The organism is Mediterraneibacter gnavus ATCC 29149 (genome assembly GCF_008121495.1).
GTDB lineage: Bacteria > Bacillota > Clostridia > Lachnospirales > Lachnospiraceae > Mediterraneibacter > Mediterraneibacter gnavus.
In genome coordinates, this window is the sequence record NZ_CP043051.1 from 1,755,772 (window position 1) to 1,774,223 (window position 18,452).

Here is an 18,452-nt window from a genome sequence, read left to right on the forward strand (position 1 = left end):
CTATGGCAAAGCGTAAGCGGGATGTTCCGGTTTTGTTTTGGGTGTCCGCAGAGGAACTGGAGCTGATCCGCCAAAAGATGCAACAATATGGGACAGAAAACCTGAGTGCCTATCTGCGGAAGATGGCTTTGGATGGCTATGTGGTGCAGCTGGATTTACCGGAGCTGAAAGAACTGGTTTCCCTTATGCGATATTCCAGCAACAACTTAAATCAGCTGACCCGTAAAGTGCATGAGACCGGGCGGGTTTATGATGCTGACTTGGAGGATATATCCCAGCGGCAGAAACAGTTATGGGAGGGCGTGAAGGAAATCCTTACCCAGCTTTCTAAACTTTCATAACAGGGATAGACACTCCATTTGCGGAGGGAGGAACGGCGTTCTTTTCGCCGCACCTCCCTCCGCTTTTTCTTTTTGCCGGTATCCTTGTCTTTTGCCTGTCCATACCGGATAATATGAAATAGAATAGAAGCAAAGGAGTGAAAACAGATGCTGACCTTTGAAAAAGTGTTAGAGATTTTTGCGGACTACCTGGCCGCAGATAAGACCATCGAAGTTTATATCAGCCGTCATGGATGTGTAAGGGTTGAGTTTGACCAGGACTTTCATTATTGCACCGGCGAGGTGTGCCATACTCCCAGGAAACTGTTTGACCTCTTATCCGATGATTACCAGACTTATCTGGAGATTGAACTGACCAAAGGCAGACGGGAACTGACGGAAGATGATATAAAAGAAGCGGATACCCTGTGCAAACGGTATCTGGATCGCTGGAAGGAGGAATTGGGATGAAGATTTTGAAATGCCTGCTGATGATCGTAACTGCACCGGTCATTTTGGTGCTGACGCTTTTTGTCTGGCTCTGCACGGGGCTGATCTACATATCCGGTCTGGTGCTTGGCCTGCTCAGTACCGTGATTGCTCTGCTTGGCGTGGCTGTGCTGCTTACCTATTCTCCGCAGAACGGTGTGATTCTTTTGGTCATGGCATTTTTGATTAGCCCCATGGGATTGCCGCTGGCTGCGATTTGGTTATTGGGCAAGGTACAGAGTTTGAAATTTGCGATCCAGGATAGGGTGTATGGGTAAATGATGTGAATATAATCTGAAATGAAAAAGAAGCAGGACAATGGGAGATGAGACCCAATGTCCTGCTTCTTGTTTATTCAGAATGAACAGTAATATATTTTTGATTACGACTTTTAGGTTTATCGGGAATCGTCATTTCCAATTGCCCAGATTCTAAAAGCGGATTGATATGCTTCAAGGTGAAATTTCTTAGATCTTTGAAGCCGCAAAATGCTGCAAGCTCTTTCTTTGATTTTGTTTTTGTGCAGAAAGCCAAAATCTGCTCAGATACCGTTGATAGTTCAGCATCTTGGTGGGTAACTTGGTGGATGTCACCCACTAAGTTGTGATTCATATCTTTCAAAAAGGATAGTGTGTATGGATGCACGCTAATATTATAGTGTATAATTTTGCAAAAAATAGGTTCTCTTTTGTGTATTTACTTTCGTGCTATATTCATGTGTAATGGTAGCACGAAAGGAAGTGATGGGGCATGACAAAATTGGAACGGTTTGCACAGCTGGACGGGATGCTACAAACCTCTCAGGCGATTGCCAGAGGAATTGTAAAACCTACTTTTTATGAATATATGCTGAGTTTGGAAAAGGTTTTGACAAATCAAATCTTCGTAAGATGAGGCAGTTCTACTGTACATTCCCAATTCGAGACACACTGTGTCTTGAATTAGGTTGGTCGCATTATCGCCTTTTGATGCGCATACCAGATGAACAGGCACGAACCTTTTATATGGAGGAATGTGTAAAGTCTGCGTGGAGCGTCCGGCAGTTAGAATGGCAGATCAACACAATGTACTATCAGAGGATGAATAAGAGTAACAGGGTGTCGGAATTTTCCCGACACCCTGTTACTCTATCTCATAATCGTCGCTGTCATTCGCTTCACCTGTTGTACAGGTAAAGCACAGGTTGCTACCAGTGATGGCACTTCCCGCTGCCCAAATCGGTGCGCCACAGATAATACATTTTGCACCGTTTTTCTTGGCAGTAAGTGTTTCGTTCAGCGTTTTTACCAGTTCCTTTTTTCGATAGCCTTTATTATTCTTCATGACCATACTGGCAAACGCTTCGACAGAAATTGGTTGCATTATTGGGTTATACCTCCTTGAATTATTTAGAAAATTATGTTTGTGTTTTCGGGGTTAGGCGGTCATATTGGATGACGGTCTCTCCGGTAGTTAAATTCTTTTTTTCTTTATAGAGCATGGTATAGCGCGGCTGTCCCTCTGTGTAATCTTTCTTCTCTTTCGGGAAGAAAGACCGACAGAAATATTTTCCGGTGTCCTTGTGTTCTGCAATAAAAATGTAAATGTCGCTGTTTTCCAACGGAGTTGATAATAAATAGTCCGCTTCAATTAAAGAGAACTGATTTAATTTTGCATTGTAACGGAACACCAGACGGTTATCGTCCAAGAGTTGTTCAATCAAAGCCAACGGTTCAAACCGATTTTCAATTTGAGGCAGATAACGGCTTTTCGCTAAAGTCTCATAGGTGGTGCTTCCGATTATGATTTCATCAAATACAGAGCCGCGATTTTGTTTTGCTATCCGCAAATCTTTTAGTTTTCCAAGCCCCATCAGATGATGAAAGTCCAATTTGGAAAAGCCAATCACTAACTCTACGGTTTTTCCCTTTCGGCCAATAATAATTCGATACTGTATTTCCAATAATTTTTCAAATGCTTTTGCACACTTTTGTAATTTATCCATAAAACCTCTCTGTCCATAAAGAAAGCCGCCCTGCAACGCAAGGCGGCTTTGAGCATTTTCTTTCGGCTTTGCAGCCTACTCCGGTTTGAGGTTACTGCACAACCCCTACTGAAAGCTCTGCATAACAAGGCATTCCGGTACGCTATTATGCTTCAACGCTTTGGCAGACACACGCCGTTGCCCACCTTGTACTATTATTATATGCAACTTTAGAAAATATGTCAATCCCCATGAAAAATCAAAAAATATCTTTTCTGCTTATGAGAAAGGAGGTCCCTTCTATGGCAACCACAAGAATCATGCCGCTTCATGTCGGCAAGGGCCGCACAGAAAGTCGGGCGATCAGTGACATCATCGACTATGTGGCCAATCCAAAGAAAACAGATAACGGCAGGCTCATTACCGGCTATGCGTGTGACAGCCGGACTGCGGATGCAGAGTTTCTTCTGGCAAAGCGGCAGTACATTGCCGCTACCGGACGAGTGCGTGGCGCAGATGATGTGATTGCCTATCATGTGCGCCAGTCCTTCCGCCCCGGAGAGATTACCCCGGAAGAAGCTAACCGGCTGGGTGTGGAATTTGCCAAGCGATTCACCAAGGGTAATCATGCCTTTGTGGTCTGTACTCACATAGACAAATCGCACATTCATAATCACATTATCTGGTCATCAGTCAGCTTAGAATATGACCGGAAATTCCGAAACTTTTGGGGCAGCACCAAGGCGGTTCGTCGGCTAAGTGACACCATCTGCATCGAAAACGGACTGTCCATTGTAGAGAATCCGAAACCTCACGGAAAGAGCTATAACAAATGGCTGGGCGATCAGGCAAAGCCCTCTCACCGAGAGCTGCTTCGTGTGGCGATTGACAACGCATTATCACAAAGCCCTGTTGATTTTGAGGAACTGCTGAAGCTGCTGCAAGAGTCCGGCTGTGAAGTATCAAAGCGCGGAAAATCGTATCGCCTGAAGCTCCCCGGCTGGGAGAAAGCAGCCCGAATGGACAGCCTGGGCGAAGGATATGGATTGGAAGATTTGCAGGCAGTTCTCTCCGGGAAGAAAGCGCATACCCCACGAAAAAAAACAGTTACACAGGCAGAGCCGCCGAAGGTCAATCTGCTGGTGGACATTCAGGCAAAATTGCAGGCTGGAAAAGGTGCCGGTTATGCTCGATGGGCTAAGGTGTTCAACCTCAAGCAGATGGCGCAGACCATGAATTACCTGTCAGAGCATAACCTGTTGGAGTATGAGATTTTAGAAGAAAAGGCTGCGGCTGCCACGGCACATCACAATGAGCTTTCGGCGCAGATCAAAGCGGCTGAAAAGCGCATGGCAGAGATTGCTGTTCTGCGTACTCACATCGTAAATTATGCCAAGACCCGTGAGGTCTATGTGGCATACCGCAAGGCTGGCTACTCTAAGAAATTCCGGGAAGAACATGAGGAAGAAATTCTGCTCCACCAGGCTGCCAAGAATGCCTTTGATGAAATGGGCGTTAAGAAGCTGCCTAAGGTCAAGGAGTTGCAGACGGAGTACACAAAATTGCTGGAAGAAAAGAAAAAGACCTATGCCGAGTACCGGCGTTCCCGTGAGGAAATGCGGGAGCTTTTAACGGCAAAGGCCAATGTAGATCGAGTGCTGAAAATGGAGGTAGAACAGGATGTTGAAAAAGAAAAAGACCACGGCCAGCGGTAAGCTGGTCCTGGTCAAAAGCGTTCGCAGAACGCGCAGCCACAGAATGAAATTCTGTGTTCAAAGGGGCTTGGGGGCGCTGCCCTCAACAAGCAAGCGGAGAGGAAAATCACGGAGGGATTTTGCGCTCTGCGGGTCGGTGTGTATTAACACCGGCATTGCTTGCCCCTTTCTTCGCAGAAATGAAAGGAGCCAGTGAGGAAACAGTCAAATTTCACTCACCGGCTCAATTCGTTTCAAATTTCTCGGATAATTCTGTTAGTTCTTTCGCGGTCTCCTGCGTATGGCGCAAGAGGGTTTCACGCATTTCTGACGGACAGCTGCAATAAAGCATCTTCATCTGAGTGGCTCCCTCATCTTCTGGAGAAACATCTGGATTGATCAGAGTGTCCAGAGAGATCGGAAGAACCTTTGCCAACGCCTTCAAAATCAAATAAGATGGATTTATTTTTCCTTTTTCTATTTTTGCAATTTGCTTGATAGATACATGGCTCAGATCCGCAAGTTCTTGTTGTGTCAGGTCTTTTTTCTTTCGGGCTTCCCGCATTTTTTGCCCCAAAGCGGTCAAATCATCAATCGGCATAATCGTTCACCTCAAATATATTCTATCGTGCCGATTTGCACAAAGGAATAACCTTATTATGCCTGTTGACAGATACGATTATACTGATTTTGTGAGAGGGAATAGAAAAAGTGCAGTTGTATCCTTGATGAGCTATGTTACAATGTTGATAGTAAGGAAAAATAAAAAATGTTTTGATTTTTAGATTTAGGACATTTCTGTAACATTTTGTGTTTATCCTATCAATATAGTTGAAAAATAAGGAAGGAAGTGAATGTCTTGAAGAAGATTCTAATTGTAGAGGACGATCAGCTTTTGAATCGGACATTGGCATACAATCTGACCTCTGATGGATATGAGGTTATTTCTGTTTTTAATTTTGACAGCGCGGTAAGAAAGCTACGGGAAAATGAATTTGATGTGGCACTGTTGGATATTAACCTCCCCGATGGCAGCGGACTGGATCTGTGTGAAGAAATCCGGAATCGCGGTCAGCATACCTATATCATCTTTATCACAGCCAATGATAAGGAGAGCGATATGCTCAAGGGATATGAAGTCGGCGGTGCGGATTATGTGACCAAACCATTTTCTGTGACGGTGCTTTGCAAAAAAGTAGCGGCGGTTTTTGCAAATCTGGAACTGCGGACACCCCGGCATGATCTGTTTGATGATGGCTTTCTGAAAATCGACTTTTCCGAACAAAGTGCGTCCCTTGCCGGAGAATCCTTGGACTTTACACCGAAGGAATACCGCACCCTGTTCCTGTTCGTAAAGAACCCCCGGATTATTCTGACCAAGCGGCAGATTTTAGAGAAGCTGTGGGACATTGATGGGGACTTTGTGGATGAGCATACGCTGACGACGATCATCAGCCGTATCCGCAAAAAAATCGAAACAGACGAGAGGAAATATATTAAGACAGCTTATGGAATGGGCTATCAGTGGATCGGCGGTGAGCCTCGATGAAGCTGCAAAATTTATCTGTCAGGGCATTTTTGAGAAAAATTGTGGCGGGGACTCTGCTCACTGCCGCTTTGCTGCTGTTGATTTTTTTCCTGTTGACGAAAGATGTGCGTGTTGTCATCTGCGGCATTATTTTGACAGCTGCATTTTACATTTGGGGCATGGTTTTTCTGAACTATTTTCAAAAGAAACTTTCTCTGTTCACCGATGGTTTGTGCCAGACATTGGATCACATGATGGACAGTACAGACCGGCCTCAGGTAGACTATGAAGCGGAAACACTGCTGTCTCGGATCAGCCATCGTCTGGAACGGCTCTATAATGTGATGCAGAAAACCAGACATACGGCAGAGGGAGAAAAGGAAGAACTGCAATCCCTGGTATCGGATATTTCCCACCAGACCAAAACCCCCATCGCAAATTTGAAGCTAATCAACGATACGATGCTGACAAGGCCATTGACAGAAGAAAAGCGCAAGGAGTTTTTGCAGGCCACAGGCACACAGCTGGATAAACTGGATTTTCTCATTCAGGGAATGGTGAAAACTTCCCGTCTGGAAACGGGTGTCATTACGCTGGAGAAACAAGATGCTGTGATCGGGGATACGCTGGTGAGCGCCATCAATGGTGTTTTGGCTCCGATGGAACAAAAAGAGATCAGCCTGTCGGTGGACTGCCCATCTGATCTGACAATATCCCATGACAGCCGCTGGACTTCCGAAGCATTGTTTAACATTCTGGATAATGCGGTAAAGTACACCTCTGCCGGTGGCAGCATCCAGGTGAGGGTACGGGATTGGGAAATGTATTTGAGGATAGATGTGACGGATACAGGCAGAGGCATCCCGGAGCATTCTCAGGGCACGATCTTCAAACGCTTCTATCGGGATGAAGCGGTGCATGATATAGATGGGGTCGGAATCGGCTTATACCTTGCCCGTGAGATCATTACCATGCAGGGCGGCTATATTACCGTCGAGTCTAAAGTTGGGGAAGGATCAACTTTTTCCGTGTTCCTGCCCATAAAATAATTCTGAGGCAGTCTGTTTGGCAGGCTGCCTTTTTTGAAAAATTTTTAGAGGACAACGGATTTTAGGACAATTCTGCAACATTTGGGATTTATGCTGACAGCAACATCATGAATTTGGAGGTGGCCTTATGGAAATCACAAAGACATTACTCATCAATGCAGCTTGCTTGCTGATCCCGCCGGTTGTTGTTGTGCTGCTGCTCCGGCACTTCTTTCCGAGAAAAATCAGATGGTCGGCTGGTGTGGTGGCTCTGGCAGATCTGGTGCTCTTCTGGACAGATATTTCTTATTATGAGAGCGTTTGGCTGACGCTGTTTTTTGTTGTAATTCAGTTAGCAATGGTTTTTCTTATATCTATCTGGCTTTATAAAAGAGACACATGAAAATGAATTGTCCTAAAATTGAAGCAATTCACCCTTAAACTGTTGAGCCTTTGGGATATTTCTGCAACATTTGGGGGTTAAGATGACAGAGAAAGGAGTGAATGACTATGACATTACCATTTGAAAATGATACTAGCCGGATTGTCAAAAAGTATGCCAAGCACAGTATCAGTCAAAGCCGGGTTAAAACATTTTTATCTGTTTTGACCATCGCGTTGGCAGTTGCCTTGCTGTCTGGCTTTGCTTTGTCTGTGATTGGGATGGAAACCGAAGCAAAACGAGAATTGCTTGTGTCAAGTCAGATGTTATATCACAATCTGAACGATGAACAGATGCAGACCCTGCGGCATGATGAAAGAATTTCGGATTCAAAGATATATATGCAGGCGGCCAATACGCAGATTGAAAACTATCTGGTGATCCCTGTCTATATCGAGCAAAATAACAGCCAAATCGTTATGGATGAAATTGTGGAAGGGCAGTATCCCATAGACCTTTATGATGTAGCTGTGGATAAGGCATATTTGGAGCAACTGGGGCTTCCAGCGGAGTTGGGGGCAACAATCACAATCCCGTTTTATGATGGAAATAAGGAAAACTTTACTGTGGTAGGCCTTACAGACAGTGGTTCCACAGAACGGGTCTACTCCCTTTTCTGTTCCAAACAATATACGGAAGCGGGAAGCCAATTCCAGCATTCTGTAACAGCTCTGGCTGTTCAATTTGCTCATGCTGATGAAATGTCCAAGCAGGCATTTGAGGCCATGACCAAGCAGATTGAAGCTGACTATGGTATTCCAGCGCAAAATTCTGATCCGAACGATGGTTTTCTTTCCTCTCTGGAGCCGAATTGGGAAGATATTCAGATTGTTATGATCTTTTCTTTTGCTGTACTTTTTGTTAGTTATTTGGTGATTTACAGTATTTTCTATATTTATGTGCATAATCAGGTGCGGGAATTTGGGCAGTTGCGTACAATGGGAACAACTGCAAAACAGATTAAGAAAATTCTTCGGGTACAAGGTAGGATTTTCTGTATTTATGGTACAGCTTTGGGGCTGGTAATCGGTGGGATTGCAGCCTTTCTGTTCAAGCCAAACGGATGGAGCTGGGGTAATACCGCAATAACCAGTATTGTAATTTTCCTTCTTGTCTATGGCATGGTATGGCTGGCTATGAGCAAGCCTGCAAAAATTGCAGGCAGCATTTCACCGATTGAGGCAGCAAAAAACACCGGATATGAGAGTTTTCCTGCTGTTTCAAAGAAACTGCATCGGAAAATCACCCCTTTTTCACTGGCTATTATGGGAAGTTCTCGTAACCGGAAAAAGTGGATTGTAACTGTTCTTTCGTTAGGTATTGCAGGAATCATGTTTATGGGCGGAACAACACTCCTTTCTTCTCTGGATATGGAGCGCCTTGCAAGACATGGGCTTTTAGAATATGGAGAATTTGAAGTTGAGCTTTCCCGAAATGCGATCAAGAATGACCCGCATGGACAAACTGGAGTCCAGTTAAAGAATCCTTTGAAGGAAGATTTGATACAGACCATTGCGCAGATGGAGGGTGTTGCAGAAGTTTCGGAATATAAAACATTAGAGGCAAAATTTGAATACAACGGAGTGACTAAAAAAGAAAATATTACCCCATTCACACCAGATCAGCAGGCCCTCTTGGAAAAATATTTGGTGACTGGCACGGCTGATTATTCAACTATGTCTGAAAGTCATGAGATTCTGGTGTTGCGAAATGAATATGCAGACTACATCTACGACTGGACATTTCATGTTGGAGATACGGTGAAGTTCCGCTGGTTTGATGGGATACGGGAGCAGGAGACAGAGTTTAGAATTGCTGGAGAAATCAGCGATGGTATCTTTGAAGATGATGGTGGAGGTAAAATTTTTGGAAAAACAGGATTTTTCCTACTGCCAGAAGAACTAATGAATCAAATGATGCCATCTGGCTTTAACTTCAACAGTCAGTTGCTGGTTCGTATGGATGACCTTTCACAAGAGCCAGCCCTTCGGGAAACTATGAATGATCTGCTTGATACCACACCAATGGTAACAATGGAATCTCTCTATGACTACTATCAAGACAGCGAGGCTATGTATCAACGCACCAGCCTTGTGATATGGGGGCTGTGTGGATTTATCATGCTGTTTGCAGTTATCAATCTGGTAAATACACTGATTGCTACGACACTCTCCCGCAAACACGAATTTTCTGTTCTTCGCTCTGTTGGTATGGCCAAAAAGCAGTTAAGGCAGACAGTGCAGTGTGAAGGCATCTTGCTGGCTTTTTGGAACATTTGTATCACTGCCCTGATTGGAACTGCGGTCGGTTATGGGATTATTCGTTATCTGAATTATGTTGGCGACGATACTTGGGTGTGGCATTTCCCGGCAGTACATTTTGCTGGATATATGATAGTGGCAATTTTGCTTCCTGTTTTAATTGCTGCAGCTCTGATCCATCTTTTGGAGAAAAAGTCTATTGTGCAGCAGTTGAGAGAGATAGATTAAGCAATTAGAACTGTCCTAAAATTGAAGCAATTCACCCTTAAACTGTTGAGCCTTTGGGATATTTCTGCAACATTTGGGGGTTAGGATGATAGCGAAAGGAGTGAAGGACTATGACATTACCATTTGAAAATGATACCAGCCGGATTGTAAAGCGGCTGGCGAAACAGAATATGAAAGCAAACCGGCGTACATCCATTTCTATCATGGTAGCCATATTGATCGCATCAACTTTTTTGTGTTCGTTATGCACATTCGTCCAAAGCTATTGGAATCAAAGTGTGCAGCAGGAGATTGCAGCCTACGGTGATTGGGATGCACAGCTTTTGGAGATTCATGCCGGCCAGCTGGATTTGATTCGGAATAACGAAAATATCCAGAGCATCATGGTAAAAGGAGATAATCAGACCGCCTTATTGCCGACTGCATCCGGCCTGCCCTATCTTTTGATCCAAAACTGTGATGGAGCCTATTGGGGCGGTATGCGGGAAAAGAATCTGATCCTGCGCGGACGGGTTCCCCAGGCGCTGGGAGAGATTGTGGTTGGAAAAAGCTTTTTTGAGCAGAATCCATCTGTTGAGATTGGAGACCGGCTGAACCTGGATTTGGGCGAACGAAGGATTGGAACTACAACTGTGGATTTTCTTTCCCCCATTCAAAGCGGGGAAGAATTTGTGAAAACAGAAAAAATGCAGTACACCATCGTTGGTGAGATTGATATGACTGTTTCCAGCGCATACAATGGCTACCCTGCGTATGGGTGGCTGGACACTGCCACATTATCGGAGGACACGGGGATCGTTGCTTATCTTCAAGTGACACAGCCGCGAAAAGTCTATGAAATCATCCCGCAGATAGCAGAGGACATTGGCTTGCAGCTGGATGAATTTGGTGACTATCCCTTCCGTTACCACACAGCCCTGCTTGGGATGTATGGAATTTATGCGCCGGGACATTTCCTAAGCAGTGACCTTCCCAAACTTGCGCTTGCGCTGGGTTTGGCCATGGCAGCATCTATGGCGGTATTTGCCTATATCATTCGGGGCGCTTTTTCTATTTCTGCGAAACGCAAGGTAAAGGAGCTGGGAATCTTAAAATCCATTGGAATGACGCCTAGGCAGATCCGCATGATGATCGTATATGAGGCGCGCTGGCTGTCTGTGCTTCCCATTCTGGTTTCTGTGGGACTTGGATACCTTTTTTCCTATGGCGTATTGGCAGCATACTCTGACCTGACACAGGAAGTGACAGGGAGCCGGATAACAGCTTCCTTTTCGCCGTGGGTCGCAGTGGTTTCCGTGATTCTCTCGTTCCTGACGGTTCGCCTGGCTGCTTCTGGTCCTGCCCGGCAGATGGGAAAACTTCGCCCGATTGAAGCGGTCAAAGAAAGCTGGAACAATCCTTCTTTGAAAAAATCAGCAAAGCATCCGATTCTGAAAAAGTGCTTTGGATTCCTTGGAAATATTTCTGCAAACTCCATGACAGCTAATAAGAGGCTGTTTCGTACCTGTACGGTAACGCTGAGTCTGTGTATGCTTTTGATGTTCAGTTTTCTGGCTGTTTTTTCCGTTTCAGATATTAACAATACAAAAGCAGAACAGGACAGCCACTTTAATGTCAATCTTACCATGGAATCTGGTCAGAAAATAGAGCCAGCGCTTATGGATGAATTGAAGCAGCTGCCTCATATAGAAGAACAGGCCACCTATACGATGGCGAATTGTGCGCTCTGGGTTTCAGAAAGTGAGCTGTCGGAAGAATTTCTTTCCTCTGGAGGATTTGGCACAAAAGCGGCTGGTGAGTATGTAGCAAAGCGCGATGGTCGCTACCGTATCCCATGTGTATTGATCGGTCTGGAACAGGACGCCTATGAAAATTATCTCATGCAGTCAGGGGTGCCTTATTCTGAACAGGGTGCTGCGCTCATTGTCAATTCTGTTGTGAAAAATCCTGACTCCAGAGGTTATGAAGCCAAAAAAGATATGGTTCCATATCTAAAACTCAAAGAAGGTCAGTCTTTAGAAGTAACAGAGAAGTTCCTGGACTCCATTCAGGGGGATTACCGTTTTGATGTGACGGTGTCATCTGCACTTTCTGAAATGCCGGAGATTGGGCGTAATATGGCCTTTTATACATTGCCCATTCTGGTGCCGATGGATCAATACTATGAGATTATCCAGAATTTCGGAGAGGATCGTGCGGTTTACAATTACAGAACTTACATGAATCTTCTCGTGGAAGATGGGCTGGATGCCGAAGTACAGGCGCAGGCAGAGCATATCTGTGGTACTTATCTGGGGACGAGTGATTTCTATACCTCCAGCAAGACTCAGCGCGCTTTGGACAGAGAGCGGCTGACCGATGCGACCATGCTGATCGTTTACAGTTTGACTGCACTATTTGGTATCATTGGAATCTCATCGGCAGCAGTGGCGATTCTGAACAGTCTGTATCAGAGAAGAAAGGAATTTGCCATGCTGCGTTCTGTGGGGTTGGATAGAAAAGGTCTTGACCGTTTACTGCATATAGAAGGGTTCTTCCTTGGAGGAAAGCCTTTGGTCATTGGATTGCCGATCCTGTTTTTGATCGCCGCAGTTTTGATGTGGATGCAGGATGTGACTTTCATGGAGTTCATTCAGGTATTTCCGTTATTAGGGCTGGCAGCCTATATTGTCCTGGTGTTAGTGGTCATCAGTGGGATTTACAGGGCGGCTTCCAGAAGAATCCGCAGGGATATTATTGTAGAAGTCTTAAAGGATGAAAATGTGTGAGTCTTACTGCAAAATGAATTGTCCTAAAATTGAAGCAATTCACCATAGATTTTCATGCCATTTAGGACAATTCTGCAACATTTGCCCTTTACCCTATACTCAACAAATTAAGAAAGGCAGGTAACTGTTATGAAAATTTTGCAGACAACTGATCTTAAAAAATACTACGGCACAGAGCCGAACATTACCCGCGCCCTGGATGGCGTGAACTTCTCTGTGGAGGAAGGCGAATTTGTGGCGGTGGTCGGCACTTCCGGCTCCGGTAAGTCCACCCTGCTTCACATGATGGGCGGCCTGGATACCCCCACTTCCGGCAGCGTGATGGTGCGGGATAAGGAGCTGGCGAAGATGAACGATGAGCAGCTTACCATCTTCCGCCGCCGCAATATCGGCTTTATTTTCCAGAACTATAATCTGGTGCCGATCCTAAATGTTCATGAGAACATCGTTTTGCCCGTGGAACTGGATGGGGATACGGTGGATCAGAAATTCATGGCGGATGTGGTGTCCATGCTGGGACTGGAGGATAAGCTGAAGAATATGCCAAACAACCTCTCCGGTGGCCAGCAGCAGCGTGTGGCTATCGCCCGCGCTTTGGTGTCAAAGCCCGCTATCGTCCTTGCCGATGAACCCACCGGAAACCTGGACAGCAGGACCAGCGCCGATGTGCTGGGGCTTTTGCAGAGAACAAGCCGTGAATTTAACCAGACGCTGGTGATGATCACACATAATGATGCCATTGCCCAGCTTGCAGACCGTATCGTGCGGATTGAGGATGGCAAAATCGTTGGATAAAGGAGGTGGCAGACATGACATTGCCTTTTGAAAATGATACAGGGCCGGTTATTAAAAGACTGGCGGTAAGGAGTATTCAGACAGACAAGCGGCGCAACCTGTTTGTGATTGTAACGATTGCTCTGGCGGCTGCCCTGATGGCAGCGATTTTCTGCGCAGGAGCGGGAAGTGACAGAAAACTGGAGGCGGACATTCGGGGACAGTATCAGGCGGTTGTGGTACATTGTGACCGTGATACGATTGAAAAACTGAAAGCCTGCCCGGAAGTGGAACGCTGGGGCCTTTCTCAGAATTATGGTTCCGCCCGCTATGGTGACAGCGTTCTGACTGTGGAGTATGCGGATGCCAACTGGATGGAATTGGGTAAGAAGCCTTCCTTTACTGGGACACTTCCGCAGGCTGCCAATGAAATTCTGGTAGAACGGGCCTTTCTTGATTATTTTGAAATCCCCGCAGAAGTCGGGCAGACCATAGAAGTGAATCTTGGAAACGGAAAGCAGACCTATACCGTCAGCGGTATCATGGATGTGGAGAATGACTCCCGTATGTTCCAGCTTTATGTATCTGAAGCATTTGTGGAGGAGATGGCGCAGGGAGAGCCGCTGTTTGAATTTCGGCTTCGTTATACTGGTGCTGATAGTATGGAACTGGAGCAGCTCAAGGCGGATATTGCAGCATTCCTTTCTGCCAACGATGTCTCAGAGGATCAGATTTTTTACAGTTCCAACTATTTCGATATGCAGGGCTTTAAGTCCGGCGTGATGAAATATTACATTCCCGTGGCAATCCTTTTGCTGGTTGCCTGTGCCGTGGTCATTTACAGTATCTTTTTCATTTCCGTAAAGGGCAAAATGCGGGAATATGGACGCTTGAAAGTGATCGGCACAACACCAAAACAGATCCGGCGGATCGTGCGGCGGGAGGGATTGCTGTTATCTCTTTGCGGTATCCCGCTGGGGCTTTTGGTTGGAGGGGGTATCGGGTTTGCTATTTTCCCGGCACATTGGAGCTGGATGGGCAATCTGCCTTATCTGGCTGCGACCGCAGCAGCCTGCGCCCTGACGGTATTTCTGTCCATTCATGCGCCTGTCCGCATGGCGGCGAGGGTATCCCCAATCGAAGCGGTCCGCTCCAGTGGTTATGAAACGGCAACAGACCGGAAAGATCAGAAAAACCACCGCATTACGCCGTTCTCTATGGCACAGATGAACTTTAGGCGGAGCAGGAAAAAGACGGTCATCACCCTGGTATCTTTGGGATTGACGGGTGTGTTTTTGGTAACAGCCGCTACGGTACTTAACTCCATCAGTCCCGAAAAGATGGCGATAGAAGCCATGGGAGATCACTGTAACTATGAGGTCAGCTGGATGGATTCGGGAGGCGCGGAAGGATTGCCTGCCATCGCACGGGAAAATCCATTGACAGAAGAACTTCGTCAGGAGCTTCTTGCCATAGATGGTGTGGAATCTATCACCAGCCATGAAGTAACATCCGCAACGGTGAAATTTCCTCAGGAAAGTGTTGCATTAAAGTTCCCTGTATTTGACAGAGAGCAGATGGAACAGTGGTTGCCGGAGGAAAATCTGGAACAGGGCAGCGCAGATTATGAGGAGCTTGCCGCAAACAACGGTGTGGTCGTGACTGATTCGGAAGATCATCTTTTAAGTATGTTTTATGGCTATACGCCTGCTGTCGGGGATGTGCTGACCTTTGAATCCATGGACGGTAAGGCCATAGAAGTAACGGTCATGGGGATTGCGAAACCGTCAGTGACATCGGGCACCGGCGCATGGGGACTGTTTACCCTTACAGAAGAACTGGCCGATCAGCTCTACCCGGACATTGAGAACAGGGAGGCTGTTTGGAATGTCCATACATCGGAGGACTCGGATGCGCTCAGGGCGTCTATTTTCAGCCTGCTGGAAAATCCGGTGCTGACGGTCTTTTCCAGAGCAGACCATGCGGCATCCCTGGAATCGCAGCTAAAGATGATGACCCGCGGTGTTTATCTGCTGCTGGCATTCCTGTTTGTGTTCTCCATGGTAAATCTGGTCAACACCCTGATGACCAATCTGCTGGCAAGGCAGCAGGAGCTTGGGATTTTGCAGTCTGTGGGAATGACCGGAAAGCAGGTTTCCCGTATGCTGATCGCAGAATGCCTGTGGTACGCAGGGGTTACGGTATTTTTGTCAGTTGGCATTGGCGGAATCCTGGGCTGGATTTTTGACTATGTGATCAGCAGCTTTAATATTTTCGGGGAACTGTCCTATCAATTCCCTTTGATGGAAACGGTTGTTTTTGTTCTGGCACTTTTGGTCGTGACCGGAATCTTCTCTGTGGTTGCTGTCCGTTACTCTAAACGGCTTTCCCTTGTGGAGCGGATCAAGACCATGGACTAACCAGAGGCGGCGGCTTCCGATATGAAGCCGCCGCTTTGTTGACAGCAGGAATATAAGACTTAAAGGAGATGATCAAAATGACAGTACCATTTGAGAATGATACAGGAAATATTGTCAGGAAACTGGCAAGAAAAAGTTTGAAAAGTGAGAAGCGTCGGAATCTCATGGTGGTGATCGCCGTTGCGCTGGCATCCTGTCTGATTTGTTTTTCGATTGTGATGGCTTTGTCTACCCGGCAGATAGAGAAAAATCATGTGGAGGATACCTATGAGGCGGTCTATACCAGGATTACCGAAGAAGATGTGTCCACCCTGAAGGGGCTGGATGACTTCTCAAGGGTAGGAGAGTATTATATGCTGGCTGTGGAACCTGCGGAGCAGGGATACAATGCCTCCTATATTTATTGTGATGAGGAAACGATGTATATTGCCCGTGACCAGATGAGGTTGCTGGAAGGCCGACTGCCCCAAAAGGAGGATGAGGTGGTGGTGAGCCGTTATTTCCTTTCCAACTATGGTGCAGACGCCGGGATAGGTGAAAAGGTTATGCTAAGCAGCGAGAGCTTTCACGGAGAATACACGGTGACTGGCATTATGGAAGGCTATAAGGAAAAAGAGGTAAATGGCACATCCATCCTTCTTTCCAAAGAAGCCCTGAAGGGATGGAGCGGCTACGACCCCGCTGATTATCGTGCCTATGTGCATTTTAAGAATGAGCAGCAGATGGATGAAACAGAGCTGACTGCCCGTAGCCGGGAGATTGCCAAGGAATATCAGCTGGAAATGCCGGTCATGAACCTCAGCTATATGAAATTCTATAAGCAGCCGGTGAATGTCAGTATGCTTGCGCTGGTTGCCGGAATCGCAGTCCTGGTCATCATCGGAGGGTATGTTGTGATACAAAGTATCTTCCGAATCTCGATCAATGACAAAATCCAAAGCTATGGACAGCTGCGGACCATCGGCACAACGCCAAAGCAGATCCGGAGTATTGTCAAAAAGGAAGGCCGTTTCTTAGGATGGGCTGGTATCGGAATCGGTATTTTGCTGGGATGTGCAGCCGGGTTTGCGCTGTTTTCCCGTGGGTTTCATCTGCCGTTTTATGCTGCTGCGGTTGTTTTGACTGCGCTGCTTGGCAGGTTTATGGTATCCATTGCGATCCGCAGACCGGTAAAGATTGCCGCCGGTATCTCTCCGATTGAAGCGGTCCGCTTTACCGGCAGTCAGAGCGGAAAGGCCCACACCCATAAGAAGAATATGCGGTTAAATCCCCTCTCCATGGGAATTGCAAATTTCAGGCGTGACCGTAAAAAGACCATCAGTATCGTGGCTTCCCTGAGTCTGGGCGGGATAATCCTTTTGGTGACAGCCTCTGTTCTTCTGGTTCGTTCGCCGGAGCGGATCGCAAGGCAGTTTTTCCCGGATGGGGATTATAAAATCTATATGAACTCTGAAAAAACAGAATATGAGGTAATGTCGGAGGGAAATCCTTTGAATGAAGCGCTTCGGCAGGAGGTGCTGGCTGTGGACGGCGTGACAGATGTGATCGAGAATCGTCAGGCGGTTCATGTGCGGTTTGAGAATGAGGAGAGTTCTTCCGGCGGAATGTGCGATCTGTTGAGTGATAGAAACAGGGATCAGATGGAAGCGGCGCTTGTGTCCGGAACTTTACCTCAAGATTCCCATAGTATTGCACTGGATATGGAATATGCAGAAGATATGATTGGTGTAGATGTGGGGTCAGTTATAAAACTTACCATAGGGGATCAAGAGATTCCTGTCACTGTTTCCGGTCTGTTCCTAAACGACGGGCTTAAAAATGGTCATGGTCCTCTGGCATTGGACAGCACCTGCATGGTTGCAACCAAAGAGCTGTTTCAGGAAGCAATGCCCATGATCGATTGCTTTGATTATTCTTGGAGCATTGTCAGTGATCCCCAAAAGGCAGAGCAGATTGAAAACAGTCTGAGCGCGATCATTTCTTCTGATCCCGACCTTGCACTGGACACCATTGGGATACATAAGGATTATGAGGAAATGGAAAACAGGGTCGTTTTTGGAGGGCTTCAGGCACTGTCCTGGCTGGTATTCCTCTTTGGCGTGGTCAATCTCATCAACACCACCCTCTCCAATCAGATGTCCAGAAAGAGGGAAAACAGCGTCTTTCGCGCCATCGGTCTGACCAGAAAACAGCTTTGTCAAATGACCATTTATGAAGGGATCTGCTATGCGTTTTTTGCTGCATTGGCAACCCTGGCAGCGGGCCTCCCGATTGCAGTGATTGCTGCCCGGAAATTCAGTGAAATGACTTTCCATGGAGTCATCATGCCATATTCCTTCCCCTTCCTGCAAATGGGTCTGTTCGTTCTGGTGCTGTTTGGTCTGGAGGTTATTCTGTCCTTCTGGACAATGCGCAGGCAGAAAAATCAATCGCTTGTGGAAGAAATGCGAGCGATGGAATAAGCATATAGGATCGGCGGGGCGGCGTGTGCTGCCCCGCTTTTTAAGTTTGCTGTTATATTTTGGATCGTTATTGAC

At 46.4% G+C, this 18,452-nt stretch carries 18 protein-coding genes; 14 read left to right on the forward strand and 4 right to left on the reverse strand.

The window, feature by feature from the left end; all coding sequences use genetic code 11:
- The first annotated feature begins 2 nt into the window (after positions 1-2).
- The 3 genes from FXV78_RS08585 (at position 3) to FXV78_RS08595 (ending at position 1,087) form a co-directional block, all read left to right on the forward strand.
- Positions 3-341 carry a plasmid mobilization protein gene (locus FXV78_RS08585; RefSeq protein ID WP_004841033.1) on the forward strand — a complete coding sequence of 113 codons (339 nt, stop codon included), beginning with the start codon at positions 3-5 and terminating at the stop codon, positions 339-341.
- Between the two features lie 147 nt (positions 342-488).
- Entirely contained in the window at positions 489-791 is a 303-nt protein-coding gene (locus FXV78_RS08590) for a hypothetical protein (RefSeq protein WP_004841029.1), read from the forward strand.
- Positions 788-1,087, forward strand: a complete 300-nt coding sequence (locus tag FXV78_RS08595; RefSeq protein WP_002570980.1) for a CD1845 family protein — start codon at positions 788-790, stop codon at positions 1,085-1,087. The genes FXV78_RS08590 and FXV78_RS08595 overlap by 4 nt, the downstream gene beginning before the upstream one ends.
- A 73-nt stretch (positions 1,088-1,160) precedes the next feature.
- On the opposite strand, the gene FXV78_RS08600 is transcribed toward FXV78_RS08595, so the two are convergent.
- Positions 1,161-1,421 (reverse strand): Fic family protein, encoded by a 261-nt coding sequence (locus tag FXV78_RS08600; protein WP_004841026.1) that lies wholly within the window; start codon positions 1,419-1,421, stop codon positions 1,161-1,163.
- Between the two features lie 138 nt (positions 1,422-1,559).
- On the opposite strand from FXV78_RS08600, the gene FXV78_RS17875 reads away from it, so the two are divergent.
- Together FXV78_RS17875 and FXV78_RS18840 are read left to right on the forward strand one after the other, a co-directional pair.
- Positions 1,560-1,703, forward strand: a complete 144-nt coding sequence (locus FXV78_RS17875; RefSeq protein WP_004841025.1) for a hypothetical protein — start codon at positions 1,560-1,562, stop codon at positions 1,701-1,703.
- Positions 1,700-1,984 carry a DUF1016 N-terminal domain-containing protein gene (locus FXV78_RS18840; RefSeq protein ID WP_233447367.1) on the forward strand — a complete coding sequence of 95 codons (285 nt, stop codon included), beginning with the start codon at positions 1,700-1,702 and terminating at the stop codon, positions 1,982-1,984. Before FXV78_RS17875 ends, FXV78_RS18840 begins: the two co-directional genes overlap by 4 nt.
- Here the strand turns inward: FXV78_RS18840 and FXV78_RS08610 are convergent.
- On the reverse strand, positions 1,932-2,171 hold the full coding sequence (locus tag FXV78_RS08610; RefSeq protein ID WP_002570978.1) for a hypothetical protein: 240 nt from the start codon (positions 2,169-2,171) through the stop codon (positions 1,932-1,934). The genes FXV78_RS18840 and FXV78_RS08610 overlap by 53 nt on opposite strands.
- 34 nt (positions 2,172-2,205) lie before the next feature.
- Positions 2,206-2,793 carry a PBECR4 domain-containing protein gene (locus FXV78_RS08615; protein ID WP_004841023.1) on the reverse strand — a complete coding sequence of 196 codons (588 nt, stop codon included), beginning with the start codon at positions 2,791-2,793 and terminating at the stop codon, positions 2,206-2,208.
- A 281-nt stretch (positions 2,794-3,074) separates the two neighbouring features.
- On the opposite strand from FXV78_RS08615, the gene FXV78_RS08620 reads away from it, so the two are divergent.
- Complete coding sequence (locus FXV78_RS08620) at positions 3,075-4,487, forward strand: relaxase/mobilization nuclease domain-containing protein (RefSeq protein WP_039959334.1); 1,413 nt, start codon at positions 3,075-3,077, stop codon at positions 4,485-4,487.
- A gap of 223 nt (positions 4,488-4,710) precedes the next feature.
- Here FXV78_RS08620 and FXV78_RS08630 read toward each other — a convergent pair whose 3' ends face one another.
- Positions 4,711-5,067, reverse strand: a complete 357-nt coding sequence (locus FXV78_RS08630) for a helix-turn-helix domain-containing protein (RefSeq protein WP_004841020.1) — start codon at positions 5,065-5,067, stop codon at positions 4,711-4,713.
- A gap of 258 nt (positions 5,068-5,325) precedes the next feature.
- Between FXV78_RS08630 and FXV78_RS08635 the strand changes: the two genes are divergently transcribed.
- The 8 genes from FXV78_RS08635 to FXV78_RS08670 all read left to right on the forward strand — a co-directional run bounded on the left by FXV78_RS08635 (position 5,326) and on the right by FXV78_RS08670 (position 18,377).
- Entirely contained in the window at positions 5,326-6,015 is a 690-nt protein-coding gene (locus FXV78_RS08635; RefSeq protein WP_039959333.1) for a response regulator transcription factor, read from the forward strand.
- Positions 6,012-7,043, forward strand: a complete 1,032-nt coding sequence (locus FXV78_RS08640; protein ID WP_004841015.1) for a sensor histidine kinase — start codon at positions 6,012-6,014, stop codon at positions 7,041-7,043. Before FXV78_RS08635 ends, FXV78_RS08640 begins: the two co-directional genes overlap by 4 nt.
- Positions 7,044-7,170: 127 nt before the next feature.
- Positions 7,171-7,425 (forward strand): hypothetical protein, encoded by a 255-nt coding sequence (locus tag FXV78_RS08645; RefSeq protein ID WP_004841013.1) that lies wholly within the window; start codon positions 7,171-7,173, stop codon positions 7,423-7,425.
- A gap of 107 nt (positions 7,426-7,532) precedes the next feature.
- The gene (locus tag FXV78_RS08650; RefSeq protein WP_039959331.1) at positions 7,533-9,953 is read left to right on the forward strand and encodes an ABC transporter permease; all 2,421 of its coding nucleotides are present in this window, start codon (positions 7,533-7,535) and stop codon (positions 9,951-9,953) included.
- 110 nt (positions 9,954-10,063) lie between these two features.
- Entirely contained in the window at positions 10,064-12,721 is a 2,658-nt protein-coding gene (locus FXV78_RS08655) for an ABC transporter permease (protein WP_004841011.1), read from the forward strand.
- A 129-nt stretch (positions 12,722-12,850) separates the two neighbouring features.
- Positions 12,851-13,516, forward strand: a complete 666-nt coding sequence (locus FXV78_RS08660; protein ID WP_003501940.1) for an ABC transporter ATP-binding protein — start codon at positions 12,851-12,853, stop codon at positions 13,514-13,516.
- Positions 13,517-13,530: 14 nt separating this feature from the next.
- Positions 13,531-15,915 carry an ABC transporter permease gene (locus FXV78_RS08665; protein ID WP_004841010.1) on the forward strand — a complete coding sequence of 795 codons (2,385 nt, stop codon included), beginning with the start codon at positions 13,531-13,533 and terminating at the stop codon, positions 15,913-15,915.
- A 77-nt stretch (positions 15,916-15,992) separates the two neighbouring features.
- Positions 15,993-18,377, forward strand: coding sequence for an ABC transporter permease (locus tag FXV78_RS08670; protein ID WP_039959329.1), 2,385 nt, complete (start codon positions 15,993-15,995; stop codon positions 18,375-18,377).
- Positions 18,378-18,452 lie beyond the last annotated feature (75 nt).